The sequence below is a fragment of the Pseudomonas sp. BN505 genome, from assembly GCF_029873175.1.
Lineage (GTDB): Bacteria > Pseudomonadota > Gammaproteobacteria > Pseudomonadales > Pseudomonadaceae > Aquipseudomonas > Aquipseudomonas putida.
Genome location: NZ_SSOI01000070.1, coordinates 53,765 through 73,817, shown reverse-complemented (window position 1 = coordinate 73,817; position 20,053 = coordinate 53,765). Strand labels below are relative to the sequence as shown.

Sequence of the window (20,053 nt, the reverse complement as noted above, 5' to 3'; positions counted from 1 at the left end):
ATGAGTGACTACCTGAGCCAATACGCTGATGCCGGCTTGTACACCATGCAGGGCCGCCTGGGCGCTCCGGAGGAGGGCCGCTTCCAGTCCTTCCCGCGCCAGGGCTGGCGTCAGGAGATCGAGCGCGCAGCAGAGATCGGCCTGCGCGGTATCGAGTGGATCTACGACCTGTTCGGCGAAGGCGCCAATCCTCTGGAAACCGCAGCTGGTCGTGGGGAGCTGCGTGGCCTGCTGGCGCAGCACGGCGTGTCGGTGGTGTCCATCTGCGCCGACTATTTCATGGATAGGCCGCTGTTGCGTTGCAGTGCAGCTGAGAACGCCGAGCTGATCCAGCGCCTGGAATCGCTGTTGGAACTGTGCCCGGAGATGGGCGTAGGCCGCGTTGTACTTCCGTTCGTCGATGCTTCACGCATGCGGGATGCCGCCGAGGTGGACCAGGTAGTGGCCAATCTTCGCCAGGTGCTACCAATGGCCGAGCGTCTGGGCGTCGAGCTGCATCTGGAAACCGATCTGGCGCCGCAGGCCTTCCGCGAACTGCTTGATCGCCTTGTGCATCCCTTGGTGAAGGTCAACTACGACGCCGGTAATAGCGCCTCCCTGGGTTACCGACCGGAAGAGGAGTTTGCCGCCTACGGCGAGCGCATCGGCAGTTTCCACATCAAGGATCGTCGTCTGGGCGCTGGTACTGTGCCACTGGGCCAGGGCGATACCGACTTCCGCAGCTTGCGCGAGCAACTGCTGCGTTTTGGCTACCGGGGTGACTTCGTGTTGCAGGTCGCCCGTGGCGACGCCGGCGATGAGCCGCGCTGGCTCGCCGGCATGGCTGCGCTGGCAGCTGACTGGCTACGTGGTACCGCCCTCAACGAGAGAAAGACATCGTGAAAATCCTTTTCTGCGGCCTGGGCGGTATCGGTCAGCGCCATCTGCGTAACCTCCGTCAACTCCTCGGGGATGAGCTGGAGGTGCATGCCTTTCGGGTACGCGGCCAGCGTATCAAGCTGCTAGACAATCTCACCGTCGATGAGGGCGCCGACCTTGAGGAGGAGTATCAGATAAGGGCCCACCACGACCTTGCCCAGGCGCTGGCCGAGAGGCCGGCGGCGGCATTCATCTGCAACCCCAACTCGCTGCATGTGCCGGTGGCGCTGGAATGTGTGCGTGCCGGGGTGCCGGTGTTCATGGAGAAGCCGCTGGCCAGCGATCTGGCGGGTATTGACCAACTGCTGAGCGAAGTGGAGGCGCGCAATCTGCCTTTTCACGTCGGCTACAACTTCCGCTTCCACCCTGGCCTGCAACGCCTCAAAGCGCTACTGGAAGAGGGCTTCTTCGGCCACCTGCTCAGCGTGCGCTCGGAGATTGGGGAGTACTTGCCCAACTGGCACCGTTATGAGGATTACCGGCAGATGTATGCTGCCCGTGCCGACCAGGGCGGGGGCGTGATTCTGTCGCAGATCCACGAGATGGATCTGATCTACTGGTTCTTCGGTCTGCCGAGCAGCATCGTCACCCATGGGGGCCAGCTGAGCAGGCTGGAGATCGACGTCGAGGATACCGCTTCCTCATTGATGCGTTGTGATGGCGCTGATGGCAGTTTCCCTATTCTGCTGCACCAGGACTATCTGCAGCGCCCACCGGTGCGACGCTTCAAGATTGTTGGTGACCGCGGCTACGCCGAGATCGATCTGTTGGCCAATCACCTGAGCGTTTATGGCGCCCAGGGCGAGTTGCGCGAGCAGAACGACTATCCCGACTTTACCCGTAATGACATGTTCCTGGCTCAGGCCCGGCACTTCCTCGACTGCCTGGATGGCAGTGCCAAACCAGTGGTGAGCTTGCACGACGGTCTGCAGAGCTTGCGCCTGGCCTTGGCCGCCCTGCGCTCCATGAAAGAGGGCCGGGAAGTTGCACTCGGCGAGGTGAAGCTGCATGGCTAGTGTCGAATCCCTGTTTCGTCTTGACGGCCGCGTCGCGGTCATCACCGGCGGTGCCGGCCTGTTGGGCTATCAGCACGCGGCCACCATCGCCGGGCTTGGCGGCCTGCCGGTGCTGCTGGATATCAACGCAGAAGCCCTGGCCGCCAACGCCGAAAAGTTGGCGGTGGAAACCGGCTGTCAGGCGCTGACCCTAGTGGCCGACATCACTGATCTGGCTGCCCTGACGGCGGCCTTCGAGCAAATGATGGCCCGGCACGGTCGGGTGGATATCCTGATCAACAATGCCGCGCGTAACCCCAAGGTGGAAAGTGCCGGTGACAAGGACTTCTCTCGCCTTGAGCATTTCCCCTGGGAGCAATGGCGCCTCGATCTGGATGTGGGTCTGGGCGGCGCTTTCAATTGCTCCAAGGTGTTCGGTGCGCAAATGGCCCGGCAAGGGCGCGGGGTGATCGTCAATATCGCCTCCGACCTTGGCGTGATCGCTCCGGACCAGCGTCTGTACCGTGTAGAGGGGCGCGAGCCCGAACAGCAGCCGGTCAAGCCGGTGACCTACTCGGTGGTCAAGCATGGCCTGATCGGGTTGACCAAGTACCTGGCTACCTACTGGTGCGAACAGGGCGTGCGTTGCAACGCTTTGTCTCCAGGTGGCGTCTACGCAGGGCAGAACGACGTGTTTGTCAGCAAGCTGGCTCAACTGATCCCACTCGGGCGTATGGCCGAAGCCGATGAGTACCGTGGCGCCATCGCCTTCCTCTGTTCGGATGCTTCCAGCTACATGAATGGTTCCAACCTGGTGATGGATGGCGGGCGAAGTGCATGGTGAGCCAGTTCCCGATGGCGGGTATCAATGAGGCCCAGAGATGGATCTCTATCGACTATTTGAAGAGTGTGTCCAATGGGAACTGATGAGCGTTCGGGCTATTGGGATTCATTTTATGGGCACTCAAGCCAGCCTATGCCACTGTTGCCTTCGCAGTTCGCCGCGTTTGCGCTGGGGGAAATGATGACCCTGAGCGCGGCAGAAGCTGTGGAGGGGGTAATCGAGTTTGGTTGTGGCAATGGCCGCGATAGCCATTTCTTTTCTACCCACGGCTTTGATTTGCTGGCACTTGATGCGTCCGCAGAAGCTATTGACCGCTGTCGTGCTGGCAGTCGACACGCGCGTGCGCACTTCGTGCAACGCAGTGCCACCGATGCCCGCGAAGAAGTCGAGAGGTTCATGAACGGCAAAAAGCGCGTTGCCGTGTACGCACGCTTCTTCCTGCATGCCATACGGGAGGAAGAGCAAAACGACTTCCTCACACTGCTGGGCGATCTACTGTTGCCCGGTTCTTTGTTGTTTCTGGAATACCGTACTGTGGCCGATGCCGAGCAGCAGAAGGAGTTCGGTGACGGCCACTACCGGCGCTACCTCGACCACCGCGCGACCCTGATGAACATCGAGGCTGCAGGTTTTTCCCGGCTTTACGAAGTCGAAGGGCACGGGTTTGCCAAGTACCGCGCTGAGGACGCCAGGGTCGGGCGTTGCGTGGCCATCAAGACAGCCCCATGAGTGTTGGGCTACAGGTCAGCTGGTAGGGGGAATCATGCACGATTTGCAAGGCAAGAAGCTCATATTGTTCGGTGCGGGGAAAAGTGGTGGCTGCTTCATCGAGCAGAATCCCGGGTTGAACTTCCTGGCGGTGGCTGACAATGATCAGGCAAAGCAGGGCGGGGAATTTCACGGTATTCCGGTTATTGCGCCAGCGCAGATAGGCGAGACGCGATGCGACATGGTGGTGATTGCCAGTGTCTGGTCCAAGGGAATCCTGGAGCAGCTCGACGCGCTGGGGCTGTCTGACATTCCCACGTTTATCCCAGGTAAGCGAGAGATGAAGGGCATGCGTGATGCGCATCCTTTCTCTCACCCTCGGACCAAGGAAATTGCCAGAGAAATGTCGCTCACGTTGCGGAGTTTGGCAGAGGAGGCTGGTATTGATCTCTATCTGGATTTCGGCACATTGCTGGGAGCATTCCGCGAACGGGACTTTATCCCCTGGGATGATGACATTGACTTTGCGGTCAATGATGAGCAGTTCGATGCGGTTATTGCTTTGGTGCGTGAAAGCAAGGGGCTTTTTCCACAGCGCGACGGCATGCAGTGGAGCGTGGAGCTAGTGCGCGCTGGCGAGCGCGGGGCCACGGTTCGGGTTACTTGCATCAATCTCCCGGGAAGCTGCAGCGTGGTGCCTTTTGAAGTAGATATCAGCCGCAGGGTACTGCGTGATGGCAAGGCTGTTGTGCTGGGGTCCATGCCGGAGTTCTTCTGCCCGGAGCACCATTTTGATGGTTATGAGCATGTCGAACTGTTTGGTCAGCAGTTCAAGGTGCCGGCTGACGCTTTGGGTTATCTGGATTTTGTCTACGGCCAGTGGCGCACACCACGGCAGGATTTCACCTTTGCCGAGTACCCCTCTTCGGAAGTGGAGTTCGGACAGTACAAAATATCCCTCACTTCACTGTAGAACCGAATGATCAATCAACAGCACTTTTCGTCCCTGCGCGATGATCTTCTGTGCCTGCCTGGCTTGGGTTCGTTGGCTGAGCATTGCGCCAATCGCCATCTGCTTCTCACTGGGGCCACCGGTTTTTTCGGTCGTTGGCTGCTTGCTTTGCTTGATGAGCTCAATCGAAAGGGAGCGGGTATCACTGTCACCGTTGTTTCGCGAAACCCCAACCGTTTTCTCGATGCCCAGCCGCACTATCGTGACTGCTCCTGGCTACGCTGGGTTTCGGCAGACATTCGGGAGCTACGACAGCTCCCTGGGCGCCCGGTAGAGCTGATCTTACATGGGGCGGCAGACACCTCTGCAGCGGCGCATGCTCGTCCGCTGGAGCTTTTTGACACCATCATCGAGGGGGCGCGTCGGGTGCTGGATCTGGCGGTACGCAACGATGGCGCGCGGGTTCTGTTTACCGGCTCGGGAGCACAGTACGGCGTTCTGCCTACCGAGGGGCGGGCGACTGAGGAGCAAGGCGCGGCATGCTTGAGCAATCGTATCAGCAGTGCGTATGGCGAGGCCAAGCGGGCGCAAGAGACGTTGGGCGCGATTTACGCCCAGGCGCACGGTCTGGAGGTGGTTAATACCCGTTGCTTTGCTTTTGCCGGCCCAGGATTGCCGCTGAATGCACACTTCGCCATAGGCAACTTCGTTCGAGATGCCCTGAGTAATGACGAGATTGTACTTAACTCCAGTGGCCAAGCCATGCGCAGTTATCTGCATGGTGCAGATCTCGCTGTCTGGTTACTGACGCTCTTGCTGCGAGGAGAGAGTGGCTCGGCTTATAACGTGGGGTCGGACCAGGCCATCACTATCGCTGAACTGGCGCGTCGGGTGATTGACCGGATTGCGCCTGGCAAGCGCGTGCGGATTCTGGGGCGTGGCGATGATTCGGGGCGCTCCTTCTATGTGCCGGATATCAGTCGTGCCCGCGGGTTGGGTCTGGATGTATGGACCACCCTGGATCAGTCGATCGACAGCATGGCTGCCTGGGCAAAGTCTCCGGGTTATGTAAATTGAATTTCAACGAGCTTGCGTACGAGCGTGGCCGTGACAGAGGGAATACGTGATGGATTGGGCCTCAATTGCTGGCGGTTGTTGTCAGGGTAAACCTTGGCGAGTGGGTATCGCTGGGGTTCAGCCAGGGCAAGAGAAGAACGCTTTTCTTTTAAATGATGAGCAATGGGAGAGGCTGCAGGCGCTGTGTCCTTTCGGCCCCTTGCAGAATTATGGTAATGCCAACGGTATTATCTTCGAGCGAATGGTTGAATCAGACACCGTCGCTCACTATGACAGCGTCCTTCTCATTGAGCATGCTTACGCAGGCGCGGGGGGGCTGACGTTATGCTCCGGTATTCGAAAGTACCTCATGCGGCTAGAAAGCTCGATGGAGGGTCCACATGCATTTGAGGCGTTCGATCGAGTATTTCTGCCTTCCGAAGAAGCGTTCACCGGCCAGCACCTGGTGCGCCTCAATCAGCCGTTGGAACTACCGCTTACGGAATTAAACCCGCGCCCGGCTTTAAGTGGCAAAGCGTGTGTGTTTGGACGGGATGATATCGAACTTAAGCGGGCACACTTCGCATTGTGTGACCTTGCGCCCGAGTTATCTGAATGGCTGTCACCTCAGTGGCGGTCGTGTCTTTTAGCCGGCGCAGTGCCTGTGCACACAGCAACTGCTTCGATACCCGCATGGTTTCCAGTTGATTGCTACATAGATGGTTGTGCATTCAGTGATTTTGAAGCCTTGTCCGCTTTTCTTGATGGTATGGAACAGGCAGAGTACGAGGCGCTAGCGGGTCGCCTGCAAGGTTTTCTCATGCAGGGCAGCGCTCGACCGGATGAGCGCATCTATCCTTATACCGTGGACTTCTGGATCAACGCGTTGACCTCAGCGGTTGCCCTGGATGCCGCAGAGGTGCGTGGTGCTGCGCCGCTGTTGAGCGTGGTTATACCGGCCTATAACTATGGCAGGTACCTAGGGCAGGCAGTGCGCTCTATTTTAAGTCAGGGCGTTGAAAGTGTTGAAGTTCTCGTCGTGGATAATGCTTCGACGGATAATACTCAACTGGTCATGGAGGCGTTTTCTTCTGACTCGCGGGTGCGCTATATGCGTAATCGGCGAAATTTTGGGGTGGGTAGCAGTTCTCATAATGGCTTTTGGGCGGCCAAAGGCAAATACGTAATTCTATTCATGGCCGACGATTTCATGAATCCCGGCCATGTTCAGCGCCTTCTCCCTGCGATGGAAAGCAATGCGCAGGTTGCCGTAGGTTACAGCCCGATAGGGTGGGTCAGCGAGCACGGTGAGCCTGTACCAGGGCCTCGCCACCCAGGCCATCGTGGTGAAGACTATTTTGGTGGGCGTAATGAGGTAGCGGATCTTCTGATTTTCGACAGCTACATTACTCCCTCTGCGGCCATCATTCGTAGGGATGCCTTTTTCAAAGCCTGGCGGCGTGATGTCAGAATTCGTGGGGCTGGTGACTGGCAGCTCATGGTTCAGCTTGCGGAGCTTTACCCTGACTTCGTCTTCACCACTGTCCCCGGTGTGAGCTATCGCGTCCATGCTGCACAACATTCCCATGAGTTTTATGTCTCCTCGGCACCACTGGAAGGGCATACCTGTATTGTTGAGGGCGTATTTGAGCGTGGTAACGAAGGGCGGCTGAAAGGCTATGAGCGCGAAGTTGCTGCGCACCTAAAGCGGCGGCTGGCACTTTATCCGCAAGAGCAGGAAACCGGGCTGGGCAAACGGGTTCGGCAGTTGTGTGGGCGTCTGGAAGCCCTGGCGCAGGACGCCGAGAGAGCGCTGTTCTCCATCATATTGACCACGTTTAACCGTCCGCAATTGCTAAGGGATGCACTGAACAGCGTTGCCCATCAGTCCTTCAAGAACTTTGACGTCGTTCTGGTCAACGACAACGGCGACCCGGTCGAGTCGCTGCTGGCTGAATACGATTTCCCGGTCACGTACATCCGCCAAGGCCGTAATCGTGGCCCGGCTGCTGCCCGTAATGCTGCTTTGCACCTGGCCCGTGGTCGTTATGTCGTCTATCTGGACGATGACGACCTGTACCTGCCTGACCATCTTGAAACATTGGCCAAAGCGCTGGATACCCACCCCGACAGTGTGGTGTATACGGATGCAGTCTTCATTCAGGAAACGCTTGCGGCAGGCAAGCGGACCGAAGTGGCGCGTGAGCAACGCTATCACCACGAGGCGTACTCCAGGGAGCGTTTGCTGGTCAACAACTACATCCCGATCAACACCTTTGCCTGCCCACGCGCGCTTGCACTTGCCGTGGGGGACTTCGACGAGTCCCTGGCAGGGTTGGAAGATTGGGATTTCCTCATGCGCCTGAGCGCGCGAAGCGCCTTCCATCATGTTCGCTGTGAGACGGTGGAAGTCCGTATGCGCCGTGATGACAGTGCGCCGGCTCGACGTTCCGAGCAGGCACTGAAAGATTACCCAGCGCTATATCGCGAGTTGTATGCGCGCCATAGCGACGTTGGCAACGAGGAAGTAGAGCGCGGGCGCCAGGAGATGCTGGAGCATCTGGGTGGCAAGCCCAAGGCGTTGACGCTGCAAACCTGGCTGGGCGAACGTGTTCCGGATGCCATGCAGAGCCGCCTGATCGAACAGCGTCTGCACGCCCATCAGGGCGGCCCTGTGATCGGCATTATCGTGGTGGACGCTGATGGGCACGCAGATGCATTGAAAGCTTCTCTGCAAAGCCTGAACAGCGATCACTGCCTTTATTCCACGTTGAAAATTGTCGCGTTGACGCCGGGCGAGGCGCCCGCGACTTCGGCGCAGGATACGCTGCATTTCATGCGTTTGACCGATGCCAGCCTGAGCGATCAGCTGAACCAGGCTGTTCAGGCGAGTGAGTTTGACTGGTTCATGCTGGTAGAGGCGGGGAGTGAGTTCACTGCAAGTGGCTTGCTGATTGCCGCGCTCGACCTGTTGGCGGCACCTGGCTGTCGCGCCGTTTATGGTGATGAAGGTTTGCGTTGCGCCGGGTCGGAAATGGGCGCTGCGCTGCGCCCTGATCTCAACCTTGATCTGCTGCTCAGTTTGCCGGCAAGCCTGTCACGCCACTGGCTGTTCAACCGGCAGGTGTGGCTGGACATGGGGGGCTTCCGCCAGGAGGCGGGCCAGGCATTCGAGCTGGATTACATCCTGCGCCTGATCGAGTCTGCCGGCTTTGAGGGGCTGGGGCATATCAGCGAGCCGTTGTTGGTTTGTGATGCCCCGTCGCTGCGCGACTGCCCGGACGAGCGCGGGGTCATCCAGCGCCATCTGCAAGCCCGCGGTTTTGCCCAGGCGCGCGTCGAGTCTCGTCTGCCCGGGCGTTATGATCTGGACTATGGCGCCTCCGGCGACGCACCGGTCAGCATCCTGATCCTGCTCCAGGGCAACAGCACCGAGCGGGTGCAGCGTTGCATGGAAACCATTCTGGAGAAGACAACCTATCGAAACTACGAGGTGCTGCTGCTGGCGCCTGATAATGCCGGTCCGGCAGTAAACAGCTGGCTCGACAACGTTGCCCGGCTTGGCACCGATGCCATCCGTTGCCTGGGGTTCCCAGCCGGCATGGCGCCTGTGCAAATGCGCAACCAGGCTGCCGGGCAGGCCCGTGGTGATTTCCTGCTGTGGCTGGACGAAGGCGCAGCGGTGCTCGATAACGATTGGTTGCAACAGATGCTCAACCACGGCATGCGCCAGGAAGTCGGCGTGGTGGGGGCCAAACTGGTGGCGGGGGACGCTACCATCAGCCATGCCGGTTTCGTGCTCGGCCTCAATGGCCCTGTTGGCGAAGCTTTTGCCGGGCAGCCGATGGACGCGTCTGGCTATCTGCAGCGCCTGCAGGTCGACCAGAACTATGTCGCAGTCAGCGGCAAGTGCCTGCTGGTGAACAAAAGCCTGTTCCTGGAGGCGGGCGGTTTCGACGAGGCGCCCGAGTTGCAGCGCTGGACGGACATTGATCTGTGCCTGCGTCTGCACCGTGGCGGCTACCTGAATGTGTGGACGCCGCGTGTTCAGTTGCTGCTCAGTGAGGAGGCGGTTACGCCGGCCACCGCAGCAGAAGAAGATGCCTTGTATGACCGCTGGCTGCCTGTACTGGCACGCGACCCGCTGCACAACCCGAACTTCTCGCTGTCTTCAAGCAATGGCCTCGGCCTGGCGCCCTCCGGTCTGAGCTGGCGACCGTTGTCGTCCTGGAAACCGCTGCCGACGATCCTCGCCCATGCGGCGGACAGAGGAGGGTGTGGCAACTACCGGGTCATCCAGCCGCTGGATACGCTCAACCGCGAGGGGCTGGCCGAAGGGGTGGTGGCGTGGAATTATCTGGCGCCTGCCGAACTTGAGCGTTATCAGCCCGACAGCATCATCCTGCAGCGCCAGGTTGGCGACGAGCAGATTGAGCATATACGCCGGATGCATGCGTTTTCGCGGGCCTTCAAGGTCTTCGAGCTGGACGACTACCTGCCCAACCTGCCGCTCAAGAGCGTGCACAGGGCGCACATGCCCAAGGACATTCTGCGGTCCATACGTCGCGGTCTTTCCCATGTGGACCGCTTTGTCGTCTCCACGCAGCCGCTGGCCGAGGCCTTCGCCGGCGTACATGGCGATATCCGCGTGGTACCCAACACGCTGGATACCCGCTACTGGAGCGGCCTCAAGGCCCTGCGCCGGCAGTCGCGCAAACCGCGCGTCGGCTGGGCGGGTGGGGCGAGCCATACGGGCGACCTGGAAGTGATCGCGGACGTGGTCAAGGAATTGGCCAACGAGGTGGAGTGGGTGTTCTTCGGCATGTGCCCGGACAAGCTGCGGCCTTATGTTCATGAGTTCCACCCGAGTGTCTCGATTGAGCAATACCCCGCGACGCTGGCCAGGATGAACCTGGACCTGGCCCTGGCGCCGGTCGAGCAGAACCTGTTCAACGAGTGCAAGAGCAACCTGCGTTTGCTGGAGTACGGCGCCTGTGGTTTCCCGGTGATCGCCAGCGACCTGCGTTGCTACCAGGGCTACAGCGATTTGCCGGTCACACTGGTAAAGAACCGTTTCCGAGGCTGGGTAGATGCCATTCGCATGCACATCTCTGATCTGGATGCCTCGGCGAAGGCGGGCGATGCACTGCGCAATGCAGTGCTGGGCGGCTGGATGCTCGAAGGCGACAACCTGAGCAACTGGCGCAAGGCCTGGCTGCCGGACTGATACATTGTCGTAGGCCTGGATCGGCCTCTTCGCGGGCTTGCCCGCACCCACAGGTACAGCGTAGGGCTTGACTCCTATGCTGGCCCTGTGGGAGCGGGCAAGCCAGCGAAGAGGCCGGCACAGGCAATAAAAACCCCCATCCCCGGCACGGCTATTGCTACACCGCTGGCAACACACCGTTTTTATGACGGTCAGCCACGCGAGAGAGCACGATGCCCCAGGCCGCCCACGTAACCCGAGCCCCCGATCATCAGGGGCAGACCCCGATCGAGCAGGACAGCCACCAGGGTATCGAGCAAGCCTTCGCCCTGTTCAACCAGGTGTCCAGCCAACTCAGCCAGTCCTACAGCCTGCTCGAAGCCCGGGTCAGTGAACTAAAAGGCGAGCTGGCGGTGGTCAGTGCCCAGCGCATCGAAGAGCTGAGCGAAAAGGAACGCCTGGCCAACCGCCTGCAGAACCTGCTGGCCCTGCTACCCGGCGGGGTAATCGTGATCGATGGCCATGGCCTTGTACGTGAAGCCAACCCGGCTGCTTGCGAACTGCTCGGTGAACCGCTGATCGGCGAACTGTGGCGCCAGGTGATCGCCCGCAGCTTTGCGCCGCGCAAGGACGATGGCCACGAAGTCTCGCTACGCGATGGCCGTCGGCTGTCCATCGCCACCCGCTCGCTGGATGCCGAACCCGGCCAACTCGTGCTGCTCAACGACCTGACTGAAACCCGTCGCCTGCAAGACCAGCTGGCCCGCCACGAGCGCCTGTCGTCGCTGGGGCGCATGGTCGCCTCGCTGGCGCACCAGATCCGCACGCCGCTGTCGGCCGCCATGCTCTACGCCAGCCACCTCGCTGACAGCGAGCAACAGCTGAGCCCGGAAACCCGCCAGCGTTTCGCCGGTACCTTGAAGGAGCGCCTGCACGAGCTGGAGCACCAGGTGCGTGACATGCTGGTGTTCGCCCGTGGCGAGTTGCCGCTGGGTGATCGTGTTACCCCAAAAGCCCTTTTCCAGGCCCTGCAGCAGGCGGCTCAGGCGCATGTGCAGGGGCACGCCGTGCGCTGGCAGTGCGACAGCCATCTCGGTGAGCTGCTGTGCAATCGTGACACCCTGGTCGGCGCCTTGCTCAACCTGATTGAAAATGCCCTGCAGGCCAGCGACGGCCCAGCGCGCTTGAAGGTGCACCTGTTCCGTCGCGAGCGCACCCTGCATCTGTGTGTCAGTGACGCCGGCAGCGGTATCGCCGCCGAGTTGTTGGCGCGCCTTGGCGAGCCGTTTCTCACCACCAAGGCCACTGGCACCGGCCTCGGCCTGGCGGTGGTCAAGGCTGTGGTGCGTGCACACCAGGGCGCTATCAGCCTGCGTTCGAAGGTGGGCCGAGGCACCTGCGTGCGGGTAGAGCTGCCGTTGATCGACGGGCAATTGGCGGAGGGGGTGTAATGGCAATCAAGGTGCTGCTGGTCGAGGACGACCGCGTATTGCGCCAAGCGCTGGGCGATACCCTGGAAATCGGCGGTTTCGCCTACCAGGCAGTGGGCAGTGCCGAAGAAGCGCTGGAGGCGGTGGTGGATGATGCCTTCAGCCTGGTGGTCAGCGATGTGAACATGCCCGGTATGGACGGGCATCAGTTGTTGAGCCAGTTGCGCCGCCAGCAACCTCAACTGCCGGTGCTGTTGATGACGGCGCACGCCGCCGTCGAGCGTGCCGTCGAAGCAATGCGCCAAGGTGCTGCCGACTATTTGGTCAAACCGTTCGAGCCCAAGGCGCTGCTCAGCCTGGTCGAGCGGCATGCCGCCGGGCGGGTGTCCGCTGACGAGGGGCCGGTGGCCTGTGAGCCGGCCAGCCGCCAGTTGCTGGAGTTGGCCGCACGCGTGGCGCGCAGTGACTCGACCGTGCTGATTTCTGGTGAGTCCGGCACCGGCAAGGAAGTGCTGGCGCGCTACATTCACCAGCAGTCGCCGAGGGCGGCGCAGCCCTTCGTGGCCATCAACTGCGCGGCCATCCCCGACAACATGCTCGAAGCCACCCTGTTCGGCCATGAAAAGGGTGCTTTCACCGGTGCCATTGCCGCCCAGGCCGGCAAGTTCGAGCAGGCCGAAGGCGGCACCCTGCTGCTCGACGAAATCTCGGAAATGCCAATGGCCTTGCAGGCCAAGCTGCTGCGCGTGCTGCAGGAGCGCGAAGTGGAGCGGGTAGGCGGGCGCAAGCCGATCAGCCTGGACATTCGCGTGCTGGCAACCACCAACCGCGACCTGGCTGGCGAAGTGGCAGCCGGTCGCTTCCGTGAAGACCTGTTCTACCGCCTGTCAGTGTTCCCCCTGGCTTGGTGCCCGTTGCGTGAGCGCCCGGGCGACATCCTGCAACTGGCCGAGCGCCTGCTGGCCCGCCACGCGGTCAAGATGAAACACGCCCCGGTGCGCCTGTCGCCGCAGGCCCGGGCCTGCCTGCAGGCCTATGCCTGGCCGGGCAACGTGCGTGAACTGGACAACGCGCTTCAGCGGGCGCTGATCCTGCAGCAGGGTGGGGTGATCGAGGCGGCGGATTTTTGTCTGGCAGGCGCCATTCCCTTGTCGGCTGGCATAGAGCCATCACCTGAAGTAGCGGCCGAGGCCAGCGGGCTGGGCGATGACATGCGCCGCCACGAGTACCAGATGATCATCGACACCCTGCGCGCCGAGCGCGGTCGGCGCAAAGAGGCGGCCGAGCGGCTGGGCATCAGCCCGCGGACCCTGCGCTATAAGCTGGCGCAGATGCGCGATGCCGGGTTCGACGTCGAGGCCAGCCTGTTCGGCTGACACTGCGCCCGCAGAGGGCGCGATACCTGTGGGAGCGGGTTCACCCGCGAACACCGGCGCAGCCGGTGCCATATACCGAGTCGGATTCTTCGCGGGTGAACCCGCTCCCACAGGGGCTGTGTTGCCTGAACTATATAGGCTGGCACCTTTGTTGCTTTACGTAGGCTATTCGCCGCATGAGTGTCAAAAAAATGCGGCCGCAGGAGAGAGAAGGGTCATGAGCCAAGGTGTTGAATTCAATCGTCTGATGCTGGACATGCGGGCCATGCAGGCCGATGCCATGTCGCTGCCCAAGGTCACCGCCGCTCCCGAGCTGGCGCCGGGGCAGAGTACCTTTGCCGACATGCTTGGCCAGGCAATCGGCAAGGTGCATGAGACTCAGCAGGCCTCGACCCAGCTGGCCAATGCCTTCGAGATCGGCAAGAGCGGCGTCGACCTGACCGACGTGATGATCGCTTCGCAAAAGGCCAGTGTGTCGATGCAGGCCATGACCCAGGTACGCAACAAGCTGGTCCAGGCGTACCAGGACATCATGCAGATGCCGGTTTGAGGACGGACGTAGACCATGGCTGAAGCAGTCGTCGACAACCCCCCCGCCAAGACGGGCCCGGCAGCGGCCAAGCGCCCGCTGCCAGGTATGTCGTTCCTGGAAAACATCGCGCAGATGCCCATGCTGCGCCAAGTCGGCCTCATGGTCGGCCTGGCGGCCAGCGTGGCAATCGGCTTTGCCGTGGTGCTGTGGTCGCAACAACCCGATTACCGTCCGCTGTACGGCAGCCTGTCGGGCATGGACACCAAGCAGGTCATGGACACCCTGGGTGCTGCTGACATCCCCTATAACGTCGAGCCCAACTCCGGTGCTCTGCTGGTCAAGGCCGACGACCTCTCCCGTGCGCGCCTGAAACTGGCGGCCGCCGGCGTGGCGCCCAGCGATGGCAATGTCGGTTTCGAACTGCTCGACAAGGAGCAGGGGCTGGGCACCAGCCAGTTCATGGAAGCCACTCGCTACCGCCGCAGCCTGGAAGGCGAGCTGGCGCGTACTGTTTCCAGCCTGAACAACGTCAAGGCCGCACGCGTGCACCTGGCCATCCCGAAAAGCTCGGTGTTCGTGCGCGACGACCGCAAGCCTAGCGCCTCGGTACTGGTCGAGCTGTACCCGGGCCGTGCCCTGGAAGCCGGTCAGGTGTCGGCCATCGTCAACCTGGTGGCGACCAGTGTGCCGGAGCTGGACAAATCCCAGGTCACCGTGGTCGACCAGAAAGGTAACTTGCTGTCCGAGCAGCTGCAGGACTCTGCCCTGACCGAGGCCGGCAAGCAGTACGACTACAGCCGCCGCATGGAAAGCATGCTTACCCAGCGCGTGCGCAACATCTTGCAGCCTGTGCTGGGCAATGACCGATACAAGGCCGAAGTGTCTGCCGACCTGGACTTCAGTGCCGTCGAGTCGACTGCCGAGCAGTTCAACCCCGACCAGCCGGCGCTGCGCAGCGAACAGTCGGTTGACGAGCAACGCGCCAGCAGCCAGGGCCCGCAAGGTGTGCCTGGCGCGCTGAGCAACCAGCCGCCAGGCGCCGCTTCGGCACCGCAAACCACCGGTGGCGCCGCTACCCCGGCCGCAGCCATTCAGCCTGGCCAGCCGCTGGTGGATGCCAACGGCCAGCAGATCATGGACCCGGCCACCGGCCAGCCGATGCTCGCACCGTACCCGTCGGACAAACGCCAGCAAAGCACCAAGAACTTCGAGCTGGACCGCTCCATCAGCCACACCCGCCAGCAGCAGGGGCGCATGACCCGCCTGTCGGTGGCAGTGGTGGTCGACGACCAGGTCAAGATCGACCCGGCCACCGGCAACACCAGCCGTGCACCGTGGGCTGCCGAAGACCTGGCGCGCTTCACCCGCCTGGTGCAGGACGCGGTCGGCTTCGACGCCAGCCGTGGTGACAGCGTGACGGTGATCAACGTGCCATTTGCCGCCGACCGTAACGAAGAAATTGCCGATATCGCCTTCTACCAGCAGCCGTGGTTCTGGGACATCGTCAAGCAAGTGCTGGGCGTGGTGTTCATTCTGGTGCTGGTGTTTGGCGTGCTGCGGCCGGTGCTCAACAACATCACAGGGGGCGGCAAGCAGGCCGCTTCGGATAGCGACATGGAGCTGGGCGGCATGGTGGGGTTGGATGGCGAACTGGCCAACGACCGCGTCAGCCTGGGTGGCCCGACAAGCATTCTGCTGCCTAGCCCGAGCGAGGGTTACGAGGCACAGCTCAACGCAATCAAAGGCCTGGTGGCCGAAGACCCGGGCCGTGTAGCCCAGGTCGTCAAAGACTGGATCAACGCCGATGAGTGATAACCGAGCCGTTACCGCCAAGCTGAGCCGTGTCGACAAGGCGGCAATCCTGCTGCTTTCGCTGGGCGAGACCGATGCGGCCCAGGTGCTGCGCCACATGGGCCCCAAGGAAGTGCAGCGGGTGGGTGTGGCCATGGCGCAGATGGGTAATGTGCACCGTGACCAGGTCGAGCAGGTAATGAGCGAGTTCGTCGACATTGTCGGCGACCAGACCAGCCTGGGCGTGGGGTCCGATGCCTACATCCGCAAGATGCTCAACCAGGCCTTGGGCGAGGACAAGGCCAATGGCCTGGTCGACCGCATCCTGCTGGGTGGCAACACCAGTGGCCTGGACAGCCTGAAATGGATGGAACCGCGCGCGGTAGCCGACGTGATCCGCTACGAGCACCCGCAGATCCAGGCAATCGTGGTCGCTTACCTCGACCCTGACCAGGCCGGCGAAGTGCTGAGCAACTTCGACCACAAGGTGCGCCTGGACATCGTCTTGCGCGTGTCGTCGCTGAACACCGTGCAGCCGGCGGCGCTGAAAGAGTTGAACCAGATCCTCGAGAAGCAGTTCTCGGGCAACTCCAACGCCGCGCGCACCACCTTGGGCGGCATCAAGCGCGCTGCCGACATCATGAACTTCCTCGACAGCTCCGTGGAAGGTGCACTGATGGATGCGATCCGCGAAGTCGACAGCGACCTGTCGGAGCAGATCGAAGACCTGATGTTCGTCTTCAACAACCTGGCCGACGTCGACGACCGGGGTATTCAGGCGCTGCTGCGCGAAGTGTCGTCCGATGTGCTGGTGGTGTCGCTCAAGGGCGCCGACGAGCGGGTCAAGGACAAGATTTTCAAGAACATGTCCAAGCGTGCCTCCGAACTGCTGCGCGACGACCTGGAGGCCAAGGGGCCGGTGCGGGTCAGCGACGTGGAAACGGCGCAGAAGGAAATCCTCACCATCGCCCGCCGCATGGCCGAGGCCGGCGAGATCGTGCTCGGCGGCAAGGGTGCCGAGGAAATGATCTGATCCATCAGGTCAGGAAGAAATGGTGGGGCTGGTGCGGTCATTGTGGGAGCTGGCTTGCCGGCGATGAGGCCAGCCCAGGCAGAGTCGTTGCATGGCATGGGCTGCGCCCTTGATCGCCGGCAAGCCAGCTCCCACAAGGCCCTTATGGGTCGAACATGCTTGTTGAGTACTTTAAAACATGTCCAGCAAAGAACATCACCCCAGCGACCTGATCCGCGCCCGCGACCTCGAGGGCGTGGACGTGTGGACGCTGCCCAGCTTCGACCCGGAGCCAGAGCCCGTACCCGAGCCTGAGCCGGAACCCGAGCCGGTCGAGGAAGAAATCGAGGAAGTGCCGCTGGAAGAAGTCCAGCCGCTCACCCTGGAGGAGCTCGAGGCCATCCGCCAGGAAGCCTACAACGAAGGTTTCGCCACCGGCGAGCGAGAGGGCTTTCACAGCACCCAGCTCAAGGTGCGCCAAGAGGCCGAAGTGGCCCTGAAGGCCAAGCTCGACGGCCTTGAGCAACTGATGGCCAACCTGATGGAGCCGATCGCCGAGCAAGACACGCAGATCGAGAAAACCCTTGTGCACCTGGTGGCGCACATGACTCGCCAGGTGATCGGCCGCGAATTGCACAACGACTCCAGCCAGATCACCCAGGTGCTGCGCGAAGCATTGAAGCTGCTGCCCATGGGCGCGGACAATATCCGCATCCACCTCAACCCGCAGGACTTCGAGCTGGCCAAGGCCCTGCGCGAACGCCATGAAGAAAACTGGCGGCTGCTGGAAGACAGCGCGCTGCTACCGGGGGGCTGCCGTATCGAGACTGCCCATAGCCGCATCGACGCGACAATGGAAACGCGCATCGAGAAAGCCGTGGCGCAGCTGTTCGACCAGTTGCACGACCATTCCCTGCACCCGGCGGCGCCAGACATGTCGGTAGACCTGAACGCCCCCGTAGAGCGTTCGGTGGAAAGCCCTGATGCACCTTAAGCGCACCAGCTTCGGCAAACGCCTGGGCAGTTATGCCGAGGCCATCGAGCTGCCGTCCCAGCCCATCGTCGAAGGCCGCCTGCTGCGCATGGTCGGGCTCACCCTGGAGGCCGAAGGCCTGCGCGCTGCGGTGGGAAGCCGCTGCCTGGTGATCAACGACGACAGCTACCACCCGGTCCAGGTAGAAGCCGAAGTCATGGGCTTTGCCGGGCCCAAGGTGTTCCTCATGCCTGTCGGCAGCATTGTCGGTATCGCCCCCGGCGCCCGGGTGGTGCCGCTGGATGACGGCGGCCGGCTGCCCATGGGCATGAGCATGCTCGGCCGTGTGCTGGACGGCGCCGGCCGCGCGCTGGATGGCAAGGGCGGGATGAAGGCCGAGGACTGGGTGCCGATGGACGGCCCTGTGATCAACCCGCTCAACCGTGATCCCATCAGCAAGCCGCTGGACGTGGGCATCCGCAGTATCAATGGCCTGCTGACCGTCGGTCGCGGCCAGCGCCTTGGCCTGTTTGCCGGTACTGGCGTAGGTAAGTCAGTGTTGCTGGGCATGATGACCCGCTTCACCGAAGCCGAAATCATCGTGGTTGGCCTGATCGGTGAGCGGGGCCGTGAGGTGAAGGAGTTCATCGAGCACATCCTGGGTGAAGAGGGCCTCAAGCGTTCGGTAGTGGTGGCTTCGCCTGCCGACGATGCGCCGCTGATGCGCCTGCGCGCTGCCATGTATTGCACGCGCATCGCCGAGTACTTCCGCGACAAGGGCAAGAATGTGCTGTTGCTGATGGACTCGCTCACCCGTTTCGCCCAGGCCCAGCGTGAAATTGCCCTGGCCATCGGCGAGCCGCCGGCCACCCGGGGTTACCCGCCGTCTGTATTCGCCAAGCTTCCCAAGCTGGTGGAGCGGGCGGGCAATGGCGAGGCGGGTGGTGGTTCGATTACCGCGTTCTACACCGTGTTGTCCGAAGGTGATGACCAGCAGGACCCGATCGCCGACTCGGCGCGCGGTGTGCTCGACGGCCACTTCGTGCTGTCGCGCCGGCTGGCCGAAGAGGGGCATTATCCGGCCATCGACATCGAAGCCTCGATCAGCCGGGTGATGCCCCAGGTGGTCGATGCCGACCACTTGCGCCAGGCGCAGAAGTTCAAGCAATTGTGGTCGCGCCTTTCGCAAAGCCGCGACCTGATCAGCGTGGGCGCCTATGTGGCCGGCGGCGACCCGGAAACCGACCTGGCCATTGCCTTGCAATCGAAGCTGGTGGAGTTTCTGCGCCAAGGCCTGCAGGAGAATGTGGGCATGGCGCAGAGCCGCGAACAGCTGGGGGCGATCTTCACGCCCCCGGCGGGCTGATAGGCCATGGCGCTGCCCGGACGCGCTGCGCGCCTGGCGCCGGTGGTGGACATGGCCGAGGAAGCCGAGCGCAAGGCAGCCCAGCGCCTGGGGCATTTCCAGCAGCAGGTGGCCACCTCCCAGGCCAAGCTGGCCGAACTCGAACGGTTTCGTGAGGATTACCAGCTGCAGTGGATCAACCGCGGCGGGCAGGGGGTCAATGGCAGCTGGCTGGTCAACTACCAGCGTTTTCTGGGGCAGCTGGAAACGGCCATGACCCAGCAGCGCCAGAGCCTGGTGTGGCACCAGAATAACCTCAACAACGCCCGTGGCACCTGGCAGCAGGCCTATGCCCGGGTAGAGGGTTTGCGCAAGCTGGTGCAGCGCTACATGGACGAAGCCCGGCGCGCCGAAGACAAGCGTGAGCAGCGGTTGCTGGACGAACTGTCGCAGCGCTTGCCCCGGCAAAACCATTTCTGATCCTGTCTTGCACCATCAATCAGGGGGCCGCATCGCCTGCTGGAACCATGTGCTTGCCACCCATGCCATCGCCTGCTAAACCTTAATGGAGTTGCATCCGCCATCATCGAAGGAATCGCTAGCATGGCAGTCGAGACTGATTTTTCGCGGAAAGGGAATAAACTGACGATCAAGATCAAGGGGCGCTTCGATTTCGGCAAGCATCAGGAATTTCGTGACGCCTACGAACGCCAGCCCTATCGGCCCGATTCGGTAATCGTCGACCTGAAAGACACCACCTACCTCGACAGTTCTGCGCTCGGCATGCTGCTGTTGCTGAGGGACCATGCGGGCGGCGATGAGTCGGATGTGCGCGTGGTGCACGCCAGCTCCGATGTACGCAAGATCCTCGCCATCTCCAATTTCGAAAAACTGTTCGACATCAGTTGAGCGCCG

General features: G+C 61.8%; 16 protein-coding genes. All 16 read left to right on the top strand.

Translation table 11 applies throughout. The annotated features are described in order from the left end of the window. The 16 genes from E8E78_RS26845 to E8E78_RS26770 all read left to right on the top strand — a co-directional run bounded on the left by E8E78_RS26845 (position 1) and on the right by E8E78_RS26770 (position 20,047). Complete coding sequence (locus E8E78_RS26845) at positions 1–882, top strand: sugar phosphate isomerase/epimerase family protein (RefSeq protein ID WP_280311715.1); 882 nt, start codon at positions 1–3, stop codon at positions 880–882. Further along, on the top strand, positions 879–1,934 hold the full coding sequence (locus E8E78_RS26840; RefSeq protein ID WP_280311717.1) for a Gfo/Idh/MocA family oxidoreductase: 1,056 nt from the start codon (positions 879–881) through the stop codon (positions 1,932–1,934). The genes E8E78_RS26845 and E8E78_RS26840 overlap by 4 nt, the downstream gene beginning before the upstream one ends. Further along, on the top strand, positions 1,927–2,757 hold the full coding sequence (locus E8E78_RS26835; protein ID WP_280311719.1) for an SDR family oxidoreductase: 831 nt from the start codon (positions 1,927–1,929) through the stop codon (positions 2,755–2,757). Before E8E78_RS26840 ends, E8E78_RS26835 begins: the two co-directional genes overlap by 8 nt. Before the next feature lie 132 nt (positions 2,758–2,889). Beyond that, complete coding sequence (locus E8E78_RS26830; protein WP_280311721.1) at positions 2,890–3,486, top strand: class I SAM-dependent methyltransferase; 597 nt, start codon at positions 2,890–2,892, stop codon at positions 3,484–3,486. A 34-nt stretch (positions 3,487–3,520) separates the two neighbouring features. Next, the gene (locus E8E78_RS26825; protein ID WP_280311723.1) at positions 3,521–4,438 is read left to right on the top strand and encodes a LicD family protein; all 918 of its coding nucleotides are present in this window, start codon (positions 3,521–3,523) and stop codon (positions 4,436–4,438) included. Positions 4,439–4,444: 6 nt separating this feature from the next. Next, positions 4,445–5,494, top strand: a complete 1,050-nt coding sequence (locus E8E78_RS26820) for an NAD(P)-dependent oxidoreductase (protein ID WP_280311724.1) — start codon at positions 4,445–4,447, stop codon at positions 5,492–5,494. A 49-nt stretch (positions 5,495–5,543) separates the two neighbouring features. Continuing rightward, the gene (locus tag E8E78_RS26815) at positions 5,544–10,700 is read left to right on the top strand and encodes a glycosyltransferase (protein WP_280311725.1); all 5,157 of its coding nucleotides are present in this window, start codon (positions 5,544–5,546) and stop codon (positions 10,698–10,700) included. A gap of 212 nt (positions 10,701–10,912) precedes the next feature. Then, complete coding sequence (locus tag E8E78_RS26810; RefSeq protein WP_059394789.1) at positions 10,913–12,130, top strand: ATP-binding protein; 1,218 nt, start codon at positions 10,913–10,915, stop codon at positions 12,128–12,130. Beyond that, positions 12,130–13,485: a sigma-54 dependent transcriptional regulator gene (locus E8E78_RS26805; protein ID WP_059394790.1), complete on the top strand. Its 1,356-nt coding sequence runs from the start codon at positions 12,130–12,132 to the stop codon at positions 13,483–13,485. Before E8E78_RS26810 ends, E8E78_RS26805 begins: the two co-directional genes overlap by 1 nt. Before the next feature lie 217 nt (positions 13,486–13,702). Further along, complete coding sequence (gene fliE / locus E8E78_RS26800) at positions 13,703–14,035, top strand: flagellar hook-basal body complex protein FliE (protein ID WP_003254438.1); 333 nt, start codon at positions 13,703–13,705, stop codon at positions 14,033–14,035. Between the two features lie 15 nt (positions 14,036–14,050). Continuing rightward, positions 14,051–15,829, top strand: coding sequence for a flagellar basal-body MS-ring/collar protein FliF (gene fliF / locus E8E78_RS26795; RefSeq protein ID WP_016498549.1), 1,779 nt, complete (start codon positions 14,051–14,053; stop codon positions 15,827–15,829). Beyond that, a complete protein-coding gene (gene fliG, locus E8E78_RS26790; protein WP_016488432.1) occupies positions 15,822–16,841 on the top strand; it encodes a flagellar motor switch protein FliG in 1,020 nt (339 codons plus the stop codon). Before fliF ends, fliG begins: the two co-directional genes overlap by 8 nt. 178 nt (positions 16,842–17,019) lie before the next feature. Next, complete coding sequence (fliH, locus tag E8E78_RS26785) at positions 17,020–17,814, top strand: flagellar assembly protein FliH (protein WP_059394791.1); 795 nt, start codon at positions 17,020–17,022, stop codon at positions 17,812–17,814. Further along, positions 17,804–19,159: a flagellar protein export ATPase FliI gene (gene fliI / locus E8E78_RS26780; RefSeq protein WP_059394792.1), complete on the top strand. Its 1,356-nt coding sequence runs from the start codon at positions 17,804–17,806 to the stop codon at positions 19,157–19,159. The genes fliH and fliI overlap by 11 nt, the downstream gene beginning before the upstream one ends. 6 nt (positions 19,160–19,165) lie before the next feature. Next, positions 19,166–19,618, top strand: a complete 453-nt coding sequence (fliJ, locus tag E8E78_RS26775) for a flagellar export protein FliJ (RefSeq protein ID WP_016498552.1) — start codon at positions 19,166–19,168, stop codon at positions 19,616–19,618. A 123-nt stretch (positions 19,619–19,741) separates the two neighbouring features. Beyond that, on the top strand, positions 19,742–20,047 hold the full coding sequence (locus tag E8E78_RS26770) for an STAS domain-containing protein (protein WP_059394793.1): 306 nt from the start codon (positions 19,742–19,744) through the stop codon (positions 20,045–20,047). Positions 20,048–20,053: the final 6 nt, after the last annotated feature.